This window comes from Pseudomonas cichorii, from assembly GCF_018343775.1.
Lineage (GTDB): Bacteria > Pseudomonadota > Gammaproteobacteria > Pseudomonadales > Pseudomonadaceae > Aquipseudomonas > Aquipseudomonas cichorii.
This window is the reverse complement of record NZ_CP074349.1, coordinates 457,312-475,636: the sequence shown is the minus strand read 5'-3', so window position 1 is coordinate 475,636 and position 18,325 is coordinate 457,312. Positions and strand designations below refer to the sequence as shown.

At 59.4% G+C, this 18,325-nt stretch carries 14 protein-coding genes; 10 read left to right on the top strand and 4 right to left on the bottom strand.

The window, feature by feature from the left end:
- The first annotated feature begins 102 nt into the window (after positions 1-102).
- The 9 genes from betI (at position 103) to yccS (ending at position 13,582) form a co-directional block, all read left to right on the top strand.
- Entirely contained in the window at positions 103-696 is a 594-nt protein-coding gene (gene betI, locus KGD89_RS02160; RefSeq protein ID WP_025258189.1) for a transcriptional regulator BetI, read from the top strand.
- 106 nt (positions 697-802) lie between these two features.
- Positions 803-2,275, top strand: a complete 1,473-nt coding sequence (gene betB / locus KGD89_RS02155) for a betaine-aldehyde dehydrogenase (protein WP_025258188.1) — start codon at positions 803-805, stop codon at positions 2,273-2,275.
- Between the two features lie 133 nt (positions 2,276-2,408).
- Positions 2,409-4,115: a choline dehydrogenase gene (betA, locus tag KGD89_RS02150; RefSeq protein ID WP_025258187.1), complete on the top strand. Its 1,707-nt coding sequence runs from the start codon at positions 2,409-2,411 to the stop codon at positions 4,113-4,115.
- Positions 4,116-4,190: 75 nt separating this feature from the next.
- Entirely contained in the window at positions 4,191-5,633 is a 1,443-nt protein-coding gene (locus KGD89_RS02145; RefSeq protein ID WP_025258186.1) for a TldD/PmbA family protein, read from the top strand.
- Positions 5,633-6,958, top strand: a complete 1,326-nt coding sequence (locus KGD89_RS02140) for a TldD/PmbA family protein (protein ID WP_025258185.1) — start codon at positions 5,633-5,635, stop codon at positions 6,956-6,958. Before KGD89_RS02145 ends, KGD89_RS02140 begins: the two co-directional genes overlap by 1 nt.
- A 97-nt stretch (positions 6,959-7,055) precedes the next feature.
- A complete protein-coding gene (gene mdtD, locus KGD89_RS02135; protein WP_371856554.1) occupies positions 7,056-8,450 on the top strand; it encodes a multidrug transporter subunit MdtD in 1,395 nt (464 codons plus the stop codon).
- Positions 8,451-8,635: 185 nt separating this feature from the next.
- Positions 8,636-10,015 carry an ATP-dependent RNA helicase DbpA gene (gene dbpA / locus KGD89_RS02130; protein ID WP_025258183.1) on the top strand — a complete coding sequence of 460 codons (1,380 nt, stop codon included), beginning with the start codon at positions 8,636-8,638 and terminating at the stop codon, positions 10,013-10,015.
- Positions 10,016-10,083: 68 nt separating this feature from the next.
- Complete coding sequence (locus tag KGD89_RS02125; protein WP_025258182.1) at positions 10,084-11,262, top strand: BaiN/RdsA family NAD(P)/FAD-dependent oxidoreductase; 1,179 nt, start codon at positions 10,084-10,086, stop codon at positions 11,260-11,262.
- A gap of 124 nt (positions 11,263-11,386) precedes the next feature.
- Positions 11,387-13,582: a YccS family putative transporter gene (gene yccS / locus KGD89_RS02120; protein WP_025258181.1), complete on the top strand. Its 2,196-nt coding sequence runs from the start codon at positions 11,387-11,389 to the stop codon at positions 13,580-13,582.
- Here the strand turns inward: yccS and KGD89_RS02115 are convergent.
- Positions 13,548-14,300, bottom strand: coding sequence for a substrate-binding periplasmic protein (locus KGD89_RS02115; protein WP_025258180.1), 753 nt, complete (start codon positions 14,298-14,300; stop codon positions 13,548-13,550). The genes yccS and KGD89_RS02115 overlap by 35 nt on opposite strands.
- A gap of 256 nt (positions 14,301-14,556) precedes the next feature.
- Here KGD89_RS02115 and KGD89_RS02110 point away from each other — a divergent pair, with 256 nt between their 5' ends.
- Positions 14,557-15,015: a GNAT family N-acetyltransferase gene (locus tag KGD89_RS02110; protein WP_025258179.1), complete on the top strand. Its 459-nt coding sequence runs from the start codon at positions 14,557-14,559 to the stop codon at positions 15,013-15,015.
- A gap of 12 nt (positions 15,016-15,027) precedes the next feature.
- Here the strand turns inward: KGD89_RS02110 and KGD89_RS02105 are convergent, their stop codons facing one another.
- The 3 genes from KGD89_RS02105 to KGD89_RS02095 are packed head-to-tail and all read right to left on the bottom strand — an operon-like array spanning position 15,028 to position 18,046.
- Positions 15,028-15,324: a winged helix-turn-helix domain-containing protein gene (locus KGD89_RS02105; protein WP_025258178.1), complete on the bottom strand. Its 297-nt coding sequence runs from the start codon at positions 15,322-15,324 to the stop codon at positions 15,028-15,030.
- A 26-nt stretch (positions 15,325-15,350) separates the two neighbouring features.
- Positions 15,351-15,878, bottom strand: a complete 528-nt coding sequence (locus KGD89_RS02100) for a M48 metallopeptidase family protein (protein ID WP_025258177.1) — start codon at positions 15,876-15,878, stop codon at positions 15,351-15,353.
- 41 nt (positions 15,879-15,919) lie between these two features.
- Entirely contained in the window at positions 15,920-18,046 is a 2,127-nt protein-coding gene (locus KGD89_RS02095; RefSeq protein WP_038399735.1) for a two-component system response regulator, read from the bottom strand.
- Between the last annotated feature and the right edge of the window lie 279 nt (positions 18,047-18,325).

The following is an 18,325-nucleotide window of genomic DNA, read 5'->3' as shown; positions in this document are numbered from 1 at the left end:
TCCTAGAGGCCTTTTGTCACGTCCACAGTTTTTTATTGATTGATCGTTCAATTAAAAACAACTAGGCTAAAAAGGGTCAGCAAGCCACGGAGACCCGAACCAATGCCCAAGGTTGGTATGCAACCCATCCGCCGTCAGCAACTGATCCAGGCCACGCTCAGCGCGGTGGACCAGGTCGGCATGAGCGACGCCAGCATTGCTCTGATTGCGCGCTTGGCCGGCGTCTCCAACGGCATCATCAGCCACTACTTTCAGGACAAGAACGGCCTGATCGCGGCGACCATGCGCCACCTGATGAATGCCCTGATCCAGAGCGTGAGCGAACGCCGTCAGGCGCTGACCGATGACAGCCCCAGGGCGCATCTGCAAGTCATCATCGAGGGCAACTTCGATGCCAGCCAGGTCAATGGCCCGGCGATGAAAACCTGGCTGGCCTTCTGGGCCACCAGCATGCATCACCCGTCACTGCACAGGTTGCAGCGGATCAACGATCACCGCCTGTACTCGAACCTGTGCTGCCAGTTCCGCCGCGTCTTACCGCTGGAACAGGCTCGCAGCGCAGCCCGTGGCCTGGCAGCGCTCATCGACGGTTTGTGGTTGCGCGGCGCCTTGTCGGGCGATGCTTTCGACACGGAGCAGGCGCAGCAGATCGCTTACGAATACATGGATTTTCAACTGGCGAAAGCGGTGGACTGAAGCGCTCAAGAGCCCTTTTCATCGAACGACTGGCACCGAATGTTGACCAAACATACCGGCAAGCTGAGATCAGTCATCGCCCCCAACATGAATTTGCGAGGACTTTATGGCCCGTTTTGAATTGCAGAAACTCTATATCCATGGCGGCTACGTAGACGCCAGCAACCCCGCCACTTTCGATGCCATCAACCCGGCGAATGGCGAAGTGCTCGCGCAAGTACAACGTGCAGGCAAAGACGATGTCGAACGCGCTGTCGCCAGTGCAGAAAAAGGCCAGAAGATCTGGGCCGCCATGACCGCGATGGAGCGCTCGCGCATCCTGCGCCGTGCCGTGGACATCCTGCGCGAGCGCAACGATGAACTGGCAGCACTGGAAACCCTGGATACCGGCAAGGCTTATTCCGAAACCCGTTATGTCGACGTCGTGACCGGCGCCGATGTGCTGGAGTACTACGCAGGTCTGGTCCCCGCCATCGAGGGCGAACAGATCCCGCTGCGTAATTCTTCCTTCGTCTACACCCGCCGCGAGCCGCTGGGTGTGGTGGCCGGTATCGGCGCCTGGAACTACCCGATCCAGATTGCCCTGTGGAAATCCGCTCCGGCACTGGCAGCGGGCAACGCGATGATCTTCAAGCCGAGTGAAGTCACTTCCCTGACCACCTTGAAACTGGCGGAAATCTACACCGAAGCCGGCGTACCCGATGGCGTGTTCAACGTGCTGACCGGCAGCGGCCGTGAAGTCGGTACCTGGATCACCGAGCACCCGCGCATCGAAAAGGTTTCCTTCACCGGCGGCACCGACACCGGCAAGAAAGTCATGGCCAGCGCGTCGAGTTCTTCGCTCAAGGAAGTGACCATGGAACTGGGCGGCAAGTCGCCGCTGATCATCTTCGACGACGCGGACCTGGATCGCGCCGCCGACATTGCAATGATGGCCAACTTCTACAGCTCCGGTCAGGTCTGCACCAACGGCACGCGGGTTTTCGTCCCCAACGCCCTGAAGGCACAACTGGAAGCCAAAATCCTGGAGCGCGTAAAACGCATCCGCATCGGCAACCCGGAAGATGACAACACCAACTTCGGCCCGCTGGTCAGCTTCGAGCATATGGAAAGCGTGCTGGGCTACATCACCAAGGGCAAGGAAGAAGGTGCGCGCCTGCTGTGCGGCGGCGAACGCCTGACCGAAGGCGACCTCGCCAAAGGTGCCTTCGTGGCGCCGACCGTGTTCACCGACTGCACCGACGAGATGACCATCGTGCGCGAAGAAATCTTCGGCCCGGTGATGAGCATCCTCGGTTACGACAGCGAAGACGAAGTGATCCGCCGCGCCAACGACACCGACTTCGGCCTGGCAGCCGGTATCGTCACCCGCGACCTGAACCGTGCGCACCGCGTGATTCACCAGCTTGAAGCCGGCATCTGCTGGATCAATACCTGGGGCGAGTCTGCGGCAGAAATGCCGGTCGGTGGCTACAAGCAATCGGGCGTGGGCCGCGAAAACGGCATCAGCTCACTGGCGCAATACACACGCATCAAATCCGTACAGGTGGAACTGGGCGATTACGCATCGGTGTTTTAAGGCAGCCAGCAGTAAGCGGCAAGTTACAAGCTTCAAGTGAAGCAGCTTGCCGCCCTCATTCTTACAGGCAGCACCTGAATGCCTTTGCTTGCGGCTTGAAACTTGAAGCTTGCAGCTCTACGAAGGACTTTCTATGACCACGCAATCCGAATTCGACTACATCATCATCGGTGCCGGCTCTGCCGGTAACACCCTGGCAGCCCGTCTCACCGAAGATCCGGGCGTCACCGTTCTGTTGCTGGAAGCCGGCGGCCCGGATTATCGCCTGGATTTCCGTACCCAGATGCCTGCGGCGCTGGCGTTTCCACTGCAAGGCCGTCGCTACAACTGGGCCTATGAGACCGAGCCGGAACCTCACATGAATAACCGCCGCATGGAATGCGGGCGCGGCAAGGGCCTGGGTGGCTCGTCGCTCATCAACGGTATGTGCTACATCCGCGGCAACGCCATGGACTATGACGGCTGGGCCAAGGAGCCGGGTCTGGAAGACTGGAGCTACCTCGACTGCCTGCCGTATTTCCGCAAGGCCGAAACCCGCGACATCGGCCCCAACGATTATCACGGCGGTGACGGTCCGGTCAGCGTGACCACGCCCAAGGCGGGCAATAACCCATTGTTCCACGCCATGGTCGAAGCCGGTGTGCAGGCAGGTTATCCACGCACCGACGACCTCAACGGTTATCAACAGGAAGGCTTCGGCCCGATGGACAGAACCGTGACGCCCAATGGCCGTCGCGCCAGCACCGCTCGTGGTTATCTGGATGAAGCCAAGAAGCGCCCGACACTGACCATCGTCACCCACGCCCTGACCGACCGCATTCTGTTCGAGGGCAAGCGTGCCGTCGGCGTGGCTTATCTGCGCGGTGCCAGCGACACCCGCATCGAAGCCCGTGCCCGCAAGGAAGTCCTGCTGTGCAGCGGCGCCATCGCTTCGCCGCAGATCCTGCAACGCTCCGGTGTCGGCCCGGCCGAACTGCTGAACAAGCTCGATATTCCCGTGGTTCACGACCTGCCGGGTGTCGGCCAGAACCTTCAGGATCACCTGGAGATGTACCTGCAATACAGCTGCACCCAGCCGGTTTCGCTCTACCCTTCCCTGTTATGGTGGAACCAGCCGGCCATTGGCGCAGAATGGATGTTCCTCGGCACAGGCATCGGTGCCAGCAACCAGTTCGAGGCGGGCGGGTTCATTCGTTCGAGCGAAGAGTTCGAGTGGCCGAACATCCAGTACCACTTCCTGCCGGTTGCCATTAACTACAACGGCACCAAAGGTGTGAAAGAGCATGGTTTCCAGGCTCACGTCGGCTCCATGCGCTCACCGAGCCGTGGCCGGGTGCAGGTCAAGTCCAAGGACCCACGCGAGTACCCGAGCATCCTGTTCAACTACATGTCTAGCGAGCAGGACTGGCAGGAGTTCCGCGACGGCATCCGCCTGACTCGGGAGATCATGCAGCAACCGGCACTGGACCCGTACCGTGGCCGCGAAATCAGCCCTGGCATCGAAGTACAGTCCGACGAAGAGCTGGATAAGTTCGTCCGTGAACACGCCGAAACGGCGTATCACCCTTCGTGCACCTGCAAGATGGGCACCGATGAGATGGCCGTCGTCGATGGTCAGGGTCGTGTCCATGGCCTGGAAAGCCTGCGCGTGGTGGATGCCTCGATCATGCCGATCATCACCACCGGTAACCTGAATGCACCGACCATCATGATTGCCGAGAAGATCGCCGACAGGATCCGTGGCCGTCAGCCGTTGCCGCGCAGCACCGCCGACTACTTCGTGGCAGGCGACAGACCGGCACGCGGTACGCCGGTGCGAGGCGCAGTAGCACAGGTGTGATTCAGGCTCTATGATCTGCGGGCAAGCCTGTTCCATTCGCGAACACCTTGCCCGCCTCAACAAGGAGCTCTCTGCATGTTCGATTTCTCCGCTCAGCTCAAGCAGCGGTTCGCCGCACTGCAGAGCGATGCGCAATTCTTTTCCGTACGTTATGTCCGCAGAACCAGCCAGCACCTGAGCGTACGCAAGAACGTGGCCGAGCCGCCATCGCTGGGCAGCGATGAAGGGGCGATGCTGACGGTGCGCCTCAACGGCGTTGAAACCTACGCCGCCACCAACGATATTTCCCAACGTGGCCTGCAGTCCGCCTTGCAACAGGCCGAAGCACTGGCGCGGCGTCTGGCCCCGCACTCGCTGCTGGACCTGACCGAACAGGCTGTCTCGACGGCACGCGCCGATTACCTGTCGCCCAACCTGAGCAATGCCTTCCCGAGCCTGAGCGATTGCATTGATCTGCTGATGGCCGAGTCGAAGTCAGTCCCCAGAGACGAGCGTCTGGTGAACTGGCAGGTCGGCCTGGGCCTGGAAAACGTCGAACAGATCTATCTCAACAGCGCAGGTGCCGAGATTCGTCAGGCACAGCGTTTTGTCTTCCCGGGCCTGACCGTGACCGCCTATGACGGGCGTGACAGCCAGACCCGCAGCCTGGGCCGCGATAACTTCGGCCAGCAGGGCGGCGCAGAGATCATCAGCAATTGCGGACTGATCGGCGCAGCCGCACAGGTTGCCGATCAGGCACTGCAATTGATCCTGGCCCCCAACACGCCCACAGGTCCCCGCGATCTGCTGTTGATGCCGGACCAGATGATTCTGCAGATCCACGAATCCATAGGCCATCCGCTGGAACTGGACCGGATTCTGGGTGACGAGCGCAATTACGCCGGCACCAGCTTCGTCAAGGCATCGGACTTCGGCACGCTGCAATACGGCTCCAGTCTGCTCAACGTGACTTTCGATCCCGAGATTCCCGAGCAACTGGCCAGCTACGGGCATGACGACGATGGCACAGCCGCAAGCAAGCAATTCCTGATTCGCGATGGCCTGTTGCAGCGGCCATTGGGCGGTGCGCTGTCGCAATACCGCTCCGGTCTGCCGGGCGTCGCCAACAGCCGCGCCTGCAACTGGAACCGTCCGCCCATCGACCGCATGGCCAACCTGAATATCGAACCGGGTGACCAGTCGCTGGATCAACTGATCGGCAATATCGAGCACGGCATCCTGATGTCCACCAACCGCTCGTGGTCCATCGACGATGCGCGCAACAAATTCCAGTTCGGTTGCGAGTGGGGCCAGTTGATCGAAAACGGCGAGCTCAAGGGCGTGGTCAAGAACCCCAACTATCGAGCGATTTCCGCGCAGTTCTGGCGCAACCTCAGCGCGGTCGGCGACGCCAGCACCTTCAAGGTCCTGGGCACGCCCAATTGCGGGAAAGGCGAACCCAATCAGGTGGTGCGTGTCGGTCACGCTTCCCCAGCCTGTGTGTTCGCCAATGTGGATGTATTTGGAGGTGATGCCTGATGTCTCATCAACAGCAATTCGAGGCATTGGTCGCCGTCCTCAAGGCAGGTATCAGCCCGAACGAACACTTCACCCTGACCTACAACGCCGAAGCCTCGGACTTCATTCGCTTCAATCATGGCCAGGTCCGTCAGGCCGGGCATGTGCAGCAAGCCGGCGTGACCTTCAAACTGATCGATGACGGTCGGCATGCCGATCTGGAACTGACGCTTTCGGGCGATGCACAGGTCGACGGTCAGCGTTTGAGCGAGGCTTTGGTTCAACTGCGCGAAACCTTGGTATCACTCGCCAAGGACCCGTATCTGCTGCCCAATACCGAGGCCTGGCACAGCAACAACTTGCAAGAGCCGCCGTTGCCGGACAGCGGGCAAGTCGTGGAGCAGATCACCGAATTGTCACAAGGTCTGGATCTGGTGGGCTTTTACGCTGCCGGGCCGGTATATCGCGGCTTCGCCAGTTCCTGGGGCGCGCTGGGCTGGCATCAGGCAAATAGCTTCAATTTCGACTGGAGCCTGTTCCACGAAAACGGCCAGGCCGTTAAAGCCAACTATGCAGGTCATGATTGGGACAGCGAGGCCTTTGCCAGACGCTTCAATCAGGCTCGCGAGCAGTTGGAGTTTCTCGGTCGTCCGCTGCGCACTCTGGAGCCCGGTCAATACCGCGCTTATCTGGCACCTGCAGCACTGGATGAAATCATCGGCATGCTGTGCTGGGGCGGGTTTTCCGCACAGGCGCTGGCCAGCAAGCACAGCCCGTTGCAGCGGCTGTACAGCGGCGATACCCGTTTCAGCCCGCTGTTCAGCCTGGATGAACAGGTCAGCGGTTCGCTGTCACCGGCGTTCTCCCGCGAAGGTTATCCACGCAAGGACCTGTCCCTGATTGCCGGCGGCGAAGCCCGCGAGCAACTGGTCGACTCCAGCAGCGCCGCCGAATACGGCCTGCAAGCCAACGGCGCGGACAACGGCGAGTGGCCAAGCGCACTGAGCATGGCGGGCGGTACTCTGGAGCAGGAACAGATTCTCAAGCAGCTCGGCACTGGCCTGTATATCAGCAACCTCTGGTATCTGAATTTTTCCGATCAGTCTGCGGCACGCCTGACGGGCATGACCCGTTTTGCGACCTTCTGGGTCGAAGACGGCAAGATCGTGGCACCGGTCAATACCATGCGTTTTGATGACAGCGCTTGCAGCCTGCTGGGTAACGCCCTGGAAAACCTGACCCGCGAGCGGGAGCTGATTCTATCGGCCAGCACTTATAGCCAGCGCCAGACAGCCTCCATTCAGTTGCCTGGGGCTTTGATAAGCAAGCTGACATTGACGTTGTAGCCCTCCCTTCGCGAATGAATTCGCTCCTACGGGGTTGTCTGTAGAAGCGAATCGGGCGGCGCTCCGCTCATTCGCGAAACGAATCATAGAGAACGACATGCCACATCTGGACGAAAAAACCCTGCGCTGGATGCCTTGGGTCATCGCCATCGCCTTCTTCATGCAAAGTCTGGACGGCACGATTCTCAATACTGCTCTGCCGTCCATGGCACGTTCGCTGGAAGAAGATCCGCTGCGCATGCAGTCGGTGGTCATTGCCTACATGTTGACCATCGCCCTGCTGATTCCCGCTTCGGGCTGGATTGCCGATCGCTTCGGCATCAAACGCATCTTTTTCAGCGCCATCCTCTTGTTCAGCTTCGGCTCGTTGCTGTGCGCACTGTCCAACTCGCTGAACATGCTGGTGGCAGCACGGGTCATTCAGGGGCTTGGCGGTGCGTTGATGCTGCCTATCGGGCGCTTGATCGTATTACGCGCCTACCCACGCTCGGAGCTGGTGCGGATCATGGGGTTCATTACCGTGCCCGGCCTGTTGGGGCCGCTACTCGGGCCGAGCATGGGCGGCTGGATGGTCGAGTACATGAGCTGGCACTGGATCTTCCTGATCAATATTCCCGTGGGGTTGCTGGGCTGCTATGCGGTCAAGCATTTCATCCCGGATATCCCAGGCGGCGGACGCACACGCTTCGACGGCACAGGATTCATTCTGTTCGGGGCCTCGATGGTGCTGATCACCATTGCGCTGGAAGGCCTGGGCGAGCTGCACCTGCCGCACATGCGCGTGGTCTTGCTGCTGTTCGCCGGCCTGGGCTGTCTGGCGGCCTACTGGCTGCGGGCCGGGCATGTGGAGTTTCCACTCTTTGCACCGTCGTTGTTTCGCACCCGGACCTTTGCGGTGGGCATTCTGGGCAATCTGTTTGCGCGACTGGGCAGTGGCGCCCTGCCGTTTCTGGTGCCCTTGCTGCTGCAGATCCCGCTGGGTTATTCACCGGCGCAGGCCGGCATGAGCATGCTGCCGCTGGCCGCCGCCGGAATGTTCGCCAAAACCGTGGCCCGCAGGCTGATCGAACTGCTGGGGTATCGCACCATCCTGACCGGCAACACGTTGCTGTTGGGAATACTGCTGGCGACCCTGGCGCTGGTGGACACTCAAACCCCGTACTGGGTGCTGCTTGTCCATCTGGCCCTGCTGGGCGCAGTGAACGCCTTGCAGTTCACCGCCATGAACACCGTGACCCTGATCGACCTGGACGATGCCAGCACCGCCAGTGGCAACAGCCTGCTGTCGGTCGTCGCGCAATTGTCACTGAGCCTGGGCGTGGCATCCGCTGCCGCCCTGCTGGGCGGCTTTACCGATGACGTGGCCACGGGCGAAGTCAGCAGTGTACTGGGGGCATTCCAACTGACCTTCCTGAGCGTGGGAGTACTGGCGATGTTTGCAGCGGGGATATTTCTGCAATTGCCTGCGCAGGAGGGTAAGAGATTAAGGTAAAGAGAGTAGGAGCGAATTCATTCGCGAGAGGCCCGTACATCCGAAGAAAATGTATCGCCTTCAATTGACGCCTCGCGAATAAATTCGCTCCTGCAGTTTGCTGCATCATTTATCGACATTGCCATCTGAGCAACCCTTACGACCTGATACACTGCGCGACATTTTTGTTTTGCAGGTCCACCGTCGTGACTAACACCGCTTTCAACACTTTGCCCCTGTCCGCCGCCATGCTGGCTAACCTGGAGTCGCTTGGTTACGCCCAGATGACGCCGATTCAGGCGCAAAGCCTGCCGGTGATTCTCAAGGGCATGGACCTGATCGCTCAGGCCAAGACCGGCAGCGGCAAGACCGCCGCCTTTGGTATCGGTCTGCTGAACCCGATCAACCCGCGCTTCTTCGGTTGCCAGGCTCTGGTGATGTGCCCGACCCGCGAACTGGCCGATCAGGTGGCCAAGGAAATTCGTCGTCTGGCCCGCTCCGAAGACAACATCAAGGTGCTGACCCTGTGCGGCGGCGTGCCTTTTGGGCCGCAGATCGGCTCGCTGGAGCATGGCGCGCACATCATCGTCGGCACGCCGGGCCGTATCCAGCAGCACCTGCGCAAGGGCTCGCTGGTACTGGATGGGCTGAACACGCTGATTCTCGATGAAGCGGACCGCATGCTGGACATGGGTTTCTACGACGCCATCGCCGACATCATCGAGCAGACTCCGCAACGTCGCCAGACCCTGCTGTTCTCGGCCACCTACCCGGTCGGCATCAAGCAACTGGCTTCAAAATTCATGCGCGATCCGCAGACCGTCAAGGTCGAGGCACTGCATGCCGACAGCCAGATCGAGCAGATTTTCTACGAAATCTCTCCGGAGCAACGTCTGGAAGCCGTGGTCAAGGTGCTTGGCCATTTCCGTCCGACGTCCTGCGTCGCGTTCTGCTTCACCAAGCAGCAGGTTCAGGAAGTGGTCGATCACCTGACCGCCAAGGGCATGTCCGCCGTGGGCCTGCATGGCGACCTGGAGCAGCGTGACCGTGACCAGGTGCTGGCGATGTTCGCCAACCGCAGCACTTCGGTGCTGGTGGCCACTGACGTAGCGGCCCGAGGTCTGGATATCGATGCGCTGGACATGGTCATCAACGTCGAGCTGGCCCGGGATTCGGAAATCCACATCCACCGCGTCGGTCGTACCGGTCGTGCGGGTGAAACAGGTATCGCGGTCAGCCTTGTAGCCCCTTCGGAAAGCCAGCGTGCCCGGGCTATCGAAGAGTTGCAGAAAGCGCCCCTGAACTGGCAGCAATACGACAACCTGAGCGTCAAGGAAGGCGGCAAGCTGCTGCCAGCCATGACGACTCTGTGCATCGGTTCCGGCCGCAAGGACAAGCTGCGTCCGGGCGATATTCTGGGTGCATTGACGGGCGAGGCCGGTGTTCCGGGCGCGCAGGTCGGCAAGATCGCCATTTTCGACTTCCAGGCTTATGTGGCTGTCGAGCGCAGCATCGCCAAGCAGGCGCTGGAGCGTTTGAACAATGGCAAGATCAAGGGCAAGTCGTTGCGGGTTCGTATCTTGTAAAAAGCGTCGCGGGCAAGCCCCCTCCCACAGGTTGAACATTATTCCCGGCTCCACACGAGGACCATGCTGTGCCCGTTACTGACGTTGTAATCATTGGCGCTGGCGCCGCAGGTTTGATGTGTGCGCTCACCGCCGCAGGTCGTGGCCGCAAGGTGATGCTGATCGATCACGCCAACAAGCCGGGCAAGAAGATCCTCATGTCCGGTGGCGGGCGCTGCAACTTCACCAACATCTACACGGAGCCGGGCAATTTCCTGTCGCAGAACCCACACTTCTGCAAATCGGCCCTGGCCCGCTATACCCAGTGGGACTTCATCGAGATGGTCGCCAAACATGGCGTGCCTTATCACGAGAAGAAGCTGGGCCAGCTATTCTGCGATAACAAGTCCAGCGACATCCTGGAAATGCTGCTCGAAGAGTGCCGACAGGCCGGTGCCAGTCTGCACATGGACACTTCCGTGCAGCAGATCGAAAAGACTGAAACCGGCTACCGCCTGGAAACCACCCTTGGCACCTTGAGCTGCGAGTCGTTGGTGATCGCCACGGGCGGCCTGTCGATTCCGACGCTGGGTGCCACAGGTTTCGGTTATCAGATCGGCAAGCAATTTGGCCACAGGCTGCTGCCGACTCGCGCCGGGCTGGTGCCGTTCACCATCACCGACCAGCTCAAGGAGTTGTGCAGCGAGCTGTCGGGGACGTCAGTGGACTGTCTGGTCAGTTGCAATGACACAAGCTTTCGCGAAAACATCCTGTTTACCCACCGCGGCCTCAGTGGTCCGGCAATCCTGCAGATCTCGTCGTTCTGGCAACCGGGTGACAGTGTGGAAATCAACCTGCTGCCCGATCACGACGTCCCGGGCTGGCTGGCCAAGCAGCAGGCAGAACGCCCGAACAGCGAACTGAAAACCCTGCTGGGGGAAATCTTCACCAAGAAGATGGCCAACCTGCTGGCCGAACACTGGTTCGCTTCAAAACCCATGAAGCAGTACACCCACGCCGAACTGGCCGACATCGCCGAAAAACTGGCGAGCTGGCGGGTCGTGCCGGCGGGCACCGAAGGCTATCGCACGGCCGAGGTTACGTTGGGCGGCATCGATACCCGTGAAGTGTCTTCCAAGACCATGGAATCACTGAAATCACCAGGGCTGTATTTCGTGGGTGAGGTGCTGGATGTGAGCGGCCATCTGGGCGGTTTCAATTTCCAGTGGGCCTGGGCATCGGCCTATGCGGCGGCACAATACGTCTGACAGCGGGAAAGCCACACACCCCGGGCAATAATTTTTTTCCCAAGCGGATGTACAGGCCAGCCTCGGGCCTGTACATATCTTTCTGCGGGATCGATCAATTGCGAACAAGGCCGTCATCTCATTCATGGCATCAAAATCTCTGCGTCATACACTCCGTCGGTTATGGGCACTGGACAAGTTCAGCTATAGCGTACGGGTCTTTATCGCACTGACCGGCAGCATGGCGCTGTGCTGGTATCAAAATGAGATGGGCTTGCTGATCCCGCTGTTCCTGGGGATTATCGCCTGCGCCCTGGCCGAGACCGATGACAGCTGGCAAGGCCGCCTCAATGCCCTGGCCGTGACGCTGGTGTGCTTCAGCATCGCCGCGCTGGCCGTGGAACTCCTGTTTCCCTATCCCTGGCTGTTCGTTTGCGCGATGGCACTGGCCAGTTTCTGCCTGACCATGCTCGGGGCGCTGGGCGAGCGCTACGGTGCGATTGCCTACGGCACCCTGATTCTCTCGGTCTACACCATGATTGGCGTGGACCAGCGCGGCGGCGAAGTCCTGGACTTCTGGCATGAACCGATGCTGCTGGTGGCAGGTGCAGCCTGGTACGGCCTGTTGTCGGTACTGTGGCAGATGCTGTTTTCCAACCAGCCGGTGCAGCAGGCGCTGGCGCGGCTGTTTCGCGAGCTGGGGCTGTACCTCAAGCTCAAGTCGACCCTGTTCGAGCCGATTCGTACCCTGGATGTAGAAGAGCGGCGCCTAGAGCTGGCCAAGCAGAACGGCCGGGTGGTTGCGGCGCTGAACAGCACCAAGGAAATCATTTTGCACCGCGTCGGCAATGGTCGGCCCGGCTCGAAAGTCAGCCGTTATCTGAAGCTGTACTTCATTGCCCAGGACATTCACGAACGCGCCAGCTCATCGCATTACCCGTACAACTCGCTGGCCGAAGCGTTTTTCCATAGCGACGTGCTGTTCCGCTGCCAGCGCCTGCTGCGCCAGCAGGGCGTGGCCTGTCAGGCGTTGTCCGAATCCATTCAACTGCGTCAGCCGTTTGTCTACGACCCGAGCTTTGCCGAGGCGATGGAAGATCTGCGCGCCTCGCTCGAACATCTGCGCATCCAGAGCAATCCGGCCTGGCGCAGCCTGTTGCGCTCCTTGCGGGCACTGGCGGCCAATCTTGAAACCCTGGATCGTCTGATCAGCGACGCCAGCAACCCGGATGCCTTGGCCGACGCGACCGACAGCAGCCTGCTGGACCGTTCGCCGCGCAATCTCAAGGACGTCTGGACGCGCCTGCGCCTGCAGATGACGCCGACTTCGCTGCTGTTCCGCCACGCCTTGCGCCTGCCACTGGCCTTGTCGGTGGGTTATGCCATGGTGCATCTGATCCATCCGTCCCAAGGCTACTGGATCATCCTGACCACGGTTTTCGTTTGCCAGCCAAGCTACGGCGCAACCCGACGCAAGCTGGTACAGCGGATCATCGGCACAGCCCTTGGCCTGACCGCAGGCTGGGCGCTGTTCGAGCTGGTCACCACTCCGGTCCTGCAATCGATGTGTGCGGTGCTGGCTGGCGTGGTGTTCTTCGTCAACCGTACGACGCGCTACACCCTGTCGACCGCTGCGATCACGGTGATGGTGCTGTTCTGTTTCAATCAGGTGGGCGATGGCTACGGCCTGTTCCTGCCACGCCTGTTCGATACCCTGCTGGGCAGCCTGATTGCCGGGCTGGCGGTCTTCCTGTTCCTGCCGGACTGGCAAGGACGCAAGCTGAACAAAGTCCTGGCCAATACCCTGAGCTGCAACAGCATTTACCTGCGCCAGATCATGCAGCAATACGCCAAGGGCAAGAGCGACGACCTGGCTTATCGTCTGGCACGGCGCAATGCGCACAATGCCGATGCGGCGCTTTCGACGACGCTGGCGAACATGCTGATGGAGCCCGGGCATTTCCGCAAAGAGGCAGATGTGGGCTTTCGCTTTCTGGTGCTGTCGCACACGCTGCTGAGTTATCTGTCCGGGCTGGGCGCGCATCGCGACACGCAACTTCCCGGCGATGTCCACGAGCAGCTTATCGATGGCGCGGGCGCGGCACTGGCGGCCAGCATCGATGAAATCGCCCAGAGCCTGGCGGAAAAGAAACCGGTTGCCGTACAGAACGACGCAGAAGAGGAACTGGCCACTCAACTGGAACAGATGCCCGACGAACTGGACGAAAGCCAGCGACTGGTGCAGACGCAACTGGCCTTGATCTATCGTCAGTTGGCACCGTTACGTACGTTGGCAGCGCATCTGATCAAGGGGCCACAGGCATCAGACCGTGCAGCCTGAGCAGCTCGTCGTAAGTACCATCAGCCTTCATGGCGGCGATTTCCCGATCAAAGCCGGCGACGATTTGCGCATGCCTCGGGTTCTTCAGGCTGACCAGAATATGCAGGCTGTTCTCGGTGAGTGAGTCCGGCAGGAACTCGACGTGATTGCGAACTTCGTCGGGCTCGTTGGCCAGACTGTAACGGGCCACGAACTCATCCTCCAGTGCCAGATCGACACGTCCTGCAGCCAGCATGTTCGCCGCCATGGAAAAACTGTGGACCGGGACCTTGCGTAACGCCTGATCATTGTCGAACGACGGGTAATAGGCGTAACCACGCACCACCGCAATGATGTACTTGTGCAGTTGATCGAGGTTCGAGGTATCGATATTCGAGTCCTTGCGCTTGAGAAAGCGCACCCGATTGACCAGATACTCGGCGGAAAACTGACCAATCCGGGTGCGTTCTTCATTGAACCATGCATTGATCAGCACATCATTGCGCCCCTCGGCGATGCCATGCATGGCCCGCGCCCAGGGCACCTGCTCGTAAACCGTCTGATACCCGGCACGCTGCAGTGCGGTTCTGACGATATCCGTCGCCAGACCGTCGTGGAGCAACGTGTTATCGGTAAAGGGAGGCCAGGCATCGGCAACCAGACGCAACTTCTCGCCTGCTCCAGCCTGTGCGATCAGCAGTAACCCCAGCAACCCAACAGCTTGAAGCAGTCGCGACATGCTTGAATTCCCCAGGTGGGCAGCATGCCCGATCCAGACTGAGAGTCGTTGATCAACAGCGTTACTTGAATCCTGACCTGTATTGAAGACCCAAACCCGTCAGGAAACAACCCACGCCCATGTGGCAGCCATGTGATTGATGCAAAAATATTTTCCAGACCAAAGCCAAAACGATCGACAGACATCACGGCCTTTTATTGGGAATGCGGCGGTATGCGTTTAGAATTCCCTTCTGGTTTCTCTGCGAGTCAACAACATGCCTATCAAATGGATCTGCAAACACCATACCGACCTGAGTATCGAACAGCTTTACGCTGCTCTGAAACTGCGTGCCGAGGTTTTCGTGGTCGAGCAGCAGTGCGTGTATCAGGATGTGGACGGGCTGGACCTGACAGGTGACACCTGCCATTTGATGGCCTGGCAAGACGGCAAGCTGGTGGCTTACCTGCGCTTGCTGGACCCGATCCAGCAAGGCGGCGATGTCACCATTGGCCGCGTGGTGACCGCGCCATCGATTCGCAACAAGGGCATGGGCCACGAGCTGATGGTCCAGGCGCTGGAACACGCCGAAAAGAAATGGCCCGACCAGCCCATCTATCTGTCGGCCCAGGCTCATCTTCAGGGTTACTACAGCCGTTACGGCTTCAACGCCGTAGGCGAGGAGTATCTGGAGGACGACATCCCGCACATCGGCATGCGCCGCGACCTCGAATAAGGCCAGCGTCCGTCAGGGATAACCCAGTACGGCCTTGATGCTGGCCAGATTGCGGGTTATCCACGCTTTCTCGATCGCGCCCCAGTCCCGAATCCGGTAATGCCCGGCATGATTGCGGGCCCCTTCCTGTTGTTCGAATTCGCACTGGATATCCAGGTCGGCCAGCGCCGCGATAGTGTCCTGTGCCGTGCGACGCGGCATGCCGGTGACTTCCGTCAATTCGGGCACCGTGCTGGCAAGCTGGCTGTCGATCAGGTACGCCACGTACAGACGACGATAAAAGCTGCTTTTGGTCTTGCTGACATCCATCTTCAAAATCCTTGTCGGAGCGGTATTCAGGTGGTCGACCGGGCGCCAGCCTGCAGGTCGCGATACGTCAGGTAGACCCGCAGATCGAACTCAAGCTGGTGATAGCCTGGCTGCATGTGTTCACACAACTGGTAGAACGCCTTGTTGTGATCCGACTCTTTGAAATGCGCCAGTTCATGCACCACGATCATGCGCAGAAACTGCGGTGCTGCTTCCTTGAACAGCGCAGCAACGCGGATTTCTTTCTTGGCCTTGAGCTTGCCACCCTGCACTCGCGAAACCGTGGTGTGCAGGCCCAGTGCGCGATGAGTCAGGTCGAGACGATTGTCGAACAGCACTTTGTCCACAGGCGGCGCATTGCGCAGGTGCTCCTGCTTCAAGGCCAGGGCATAGGCGTACAGCGCCTTGTCACTCTGGATCTGATGACGCTCCGGATAACGCTGTTGCAGATAGTCGCCCAGCTTGTCCTGAGCAATCAGTTGCCGCACCTGATCCTGAAGGGAAGCAGGATAGGCTTGCAGGTATTTGAGCGGTATAGGAGCTGAAGCAGTCATGGGGCCGTGACAGATGATTTAAAGGTGCCAGTCTACCGCAATCAGCCACGCAGCCTCGACCAGTCAAAACGTGCAGGGAAGGAGCGGGCATCTTCGGCATCCAGCGGATAAGCCACCAGAAACCCCTGGATGACCTGACAGCCATTGTTGGCCAGCCACTCATATTGCTGCAAAGTCTCGACGCCTTCGGCGATGACCAGAATGTCGAGGTTGCGGCACAGATCAATGATGCTGCGCGCAAAGACCGCATCGCGAGGCGAGTCGAGCAGACCGGCAATGAAGTGTCTATCGAGCTTCAGGGTATCGAGTTGAAGGTTGCGCAGGTGCGACAGGGAGCACTCACCCACACCGAAATCATCCAGCGCCACGCGCACACCGATCTCGCGCAGTTGCTGCAACTGCTTGTGACTGTGGCTCAGGTTATTCACCAGTGAGGCTTCGGTAATCTCGACTTCCAGCTGGCCAAGCTGCAACTCGAAACGATCCATCGCCCGACGAAGCTCTGCGGCCAGGTTGGGCATGCAGAATTGCGTCGGGCTGACACTGACACTCACCACCAGATCGGAAGCAAAGACCCGACCCAATGCCTGACGTTGTTCGGCTCCCTGATCGAAGATCCAGCTGCCAAGCCGGTTGATAAGCCGCGTTTCCTCGAGCAAGGGAATGAACAAGGCTGGCGGCACTTCCCCGACACTGGCGTGCTGCCAGCGCAACAAGGCTTCAAACCCCCGCAGGCGACCATCCGCAACATGCACCTGAGGCTGATAGACCACCGAGAAATTCTTGCCTTCGATAGCATTGCGCACGCTGTCTTCGAGCATCAGACGCGAACGTGCACGACCGTTCATGTTCTGGTCATAGAAACGATATTGCTGGCGCCCTGCCCGCTTGGCTTCGTACATGGCAATGTCCGCCGCCCGCAGCAGGCCATCGAGGTTGGAGCCGCACTCGGGGTAAGTCGCAATCCCGATGCTGACGCCCAGAGAAATGTCCACGCCGTCGACCTGACGTTTCATCGATACCCGCTCGATAAGCTTTTCAGCCACCTTGGCGGCCTGCTCGGGATAGTCGAAGCCGTCGATCACTACAGTAAATTCGTCACCGCCCATGCGCGCCAGAACATCGTAGGGGCGCAGGCAATCCTTGAGCTGCGTGGCCACCCACAACAAAACCTGATCGCCGGCATCATGGCCCAGCGAGTCATTGATCTGCTTGAAGCCGTCCAGGTCCAGATACAGCACGACCAGATACTGCTCCGCATGCTCGTTGCGCAGCAGCATGCCCTCGACAGCCTGATAGAAGCCGCGTCGATTGAGCAGCCCCGTCAAGGCATCGGTCACCGCCTGCTGTTCAAGCTGCTGATACAGATTGCGCTCCAGCGACATATCGAGAACGGTCAGCACCATCGCCTTCTGCTCGCAAGGCAGTGACGCGCAGGACAAGGCCACCGGCAATTGCCCGCCCCCAGCCGTACGCAAAACGGCATCATGCACGCGGTAAGTGTCGGCATTGCGATAGTGCTTGTAGAAATCCGACTCAAGCCAGCTCTGGACCTTGGGCTCCAGCACATAATCGAGCACGCTTGTACCGCGCAACTGTTCGTCCGGCGTATCGAGCAAGTGGCAGATAGCCGGGTTGGCGAAACTGATAATGCCGGTTTCATCCACCACCACAATACCTTCCGCCATATTGGCCAATACAGAAGCATTGAAGGCCCTGGCGCTTTCCAGTTCCTGGGTGAGCCTCTGCAAGGCACGACGATTGCGCTGCTGCTCCAGCAAGGCCTGAACCTTGGGCTTGAGCACATTCGGGTCGAAGGGCTTGAACAGATAATCGATGGCCCCGCTTGCATAGCCCTTGTGTACTGAAGCCGGGCTCTGCTCGTTGGCGGTCAGAAAAATGATCGGTGTCAGGCTTGTGCGCTGACTGCCGCGCATCAGGCGTGCGACTTCAAATCCATCCATGTCGGGCATCTGGACATCGAGCAGGACCAGATCCACTTCCTGCTCCAGAAGCACCGTCAACGCTTCTACACCGGAGCTGGCTGTGACGATGTGCCAGTCCGTTCGCTGAAGGACCGCGCACATCGTCACCAGATTCTCAGGGTAGTCATCAACAACCAGAAGAACCGAAGAGCCATCATTGGGCTTGGATTGCACGCATTCCATGCTGCTTCTCTACTTTTGTGGGCGGCGCCTGTCACAGAAAACCCTGTCCAATTTGCATCAACTTTAGTCGCTCCTGAAAAAAGCAGCAGCAAGGCAGCCTACTGCCATCACCAAAGTTCCACATAACCGACTAACGGTATATTCCTGCAGGCCATATAGATTCTGTCCTACAGGAAAAATGACAGCACTTTGACGTCATTAGTTCGCTCGCCAAGCATTAACAAATGCATGTTCAAATCGTATAAAAGCTGCCGAAACCCTCTGAGCAGAGACTTCAGA

Excerpts from the sequence above, each read along its gene's own strand:
- KGD89_RS02110 (WP_025258179.1), top strand. The coding sequence starts at position 14,557 with ATGCCTATCAAATGGATCTGCAAACACCATACCGACCTGAGTATCGAA.
- KGD89_RS02100 (WP_025258177.1), bottom strand. The coding sequence starts at position 15,878 with ATGACTGCTTCAGCTCCTATACCGCTCAAATACCTGCAAGCCTATCCT.
- betI (WP_025258189.1), top strand. The coding sequence starts at position 103 with ATGCCCAAGGTTGGTATGCAACCCATCCGCCGTCAGCAACTGATCCAG.
- betB (WP_025258188.1), top strand. The coding sequence starts at position 803 with ATGGCCCGTTTTGAATTGCAGAAACTCTATATCCATGGCGGCTACGTA.
- mdtD (WP_371856554.1), top strand. The coding sequence starts at position 7,056 with ATGCCACATCTGGACGAAAAAACCCTGCGCTGGATGCCTTGGGTCATC.
- yccS (WP_025258181.1), top strand. The coding sequence starts at position 11,387 with ATGGCATCAAAATCTCTGCGTCATACACTCCGTCGGTTATGGGCACTG.
- KGD89_RS02145 (WP_025258186.1), top strand. The coding sequence starts at position 4,191 with ATGTTCGATTTCTCCGCTCAGCTCAAGCAGCGGTTCGCCGCACTGCAG.
- KGD89_RS02140 (WP_025258185.1), top strand. The coding sequence starts at position 5,633 with ATGTCTCATCAACAGCAATTCGAGGCATTGGTCGCCGTCCTCAAGGCA.
- KGD89_RS02095 (WP_038399735.1), bottom strand. The coding sequence starts at position 18,046 with ATGGAATGCGTGCAATCCAAGCCCAATGATGGCTCTTCGGTTCTTCTG.
- KGD89_RS02105 (WP_025258178.1), bottom strand. The coding sequence starts at position 15,324 with ATGGATGTCAGCAAGACCAAAAGCAGCTTTTATCGTCGTCTGTACGTG.
- KGD89_RS02115 (WP_025258180.1), bottom strand. The coding sequence starts at position 14,300 with ATGTCGCGACTGCTTCAAGCTGTTGGGTTGCTGGGGTTACTGCTGATC.
- betA (WP_025258187.1), top strand. The coding sequence starts at position 2,409 with ATGACCACGCAATCCGAATTCGACTACATCATCATCGGTGCCGGCTCT.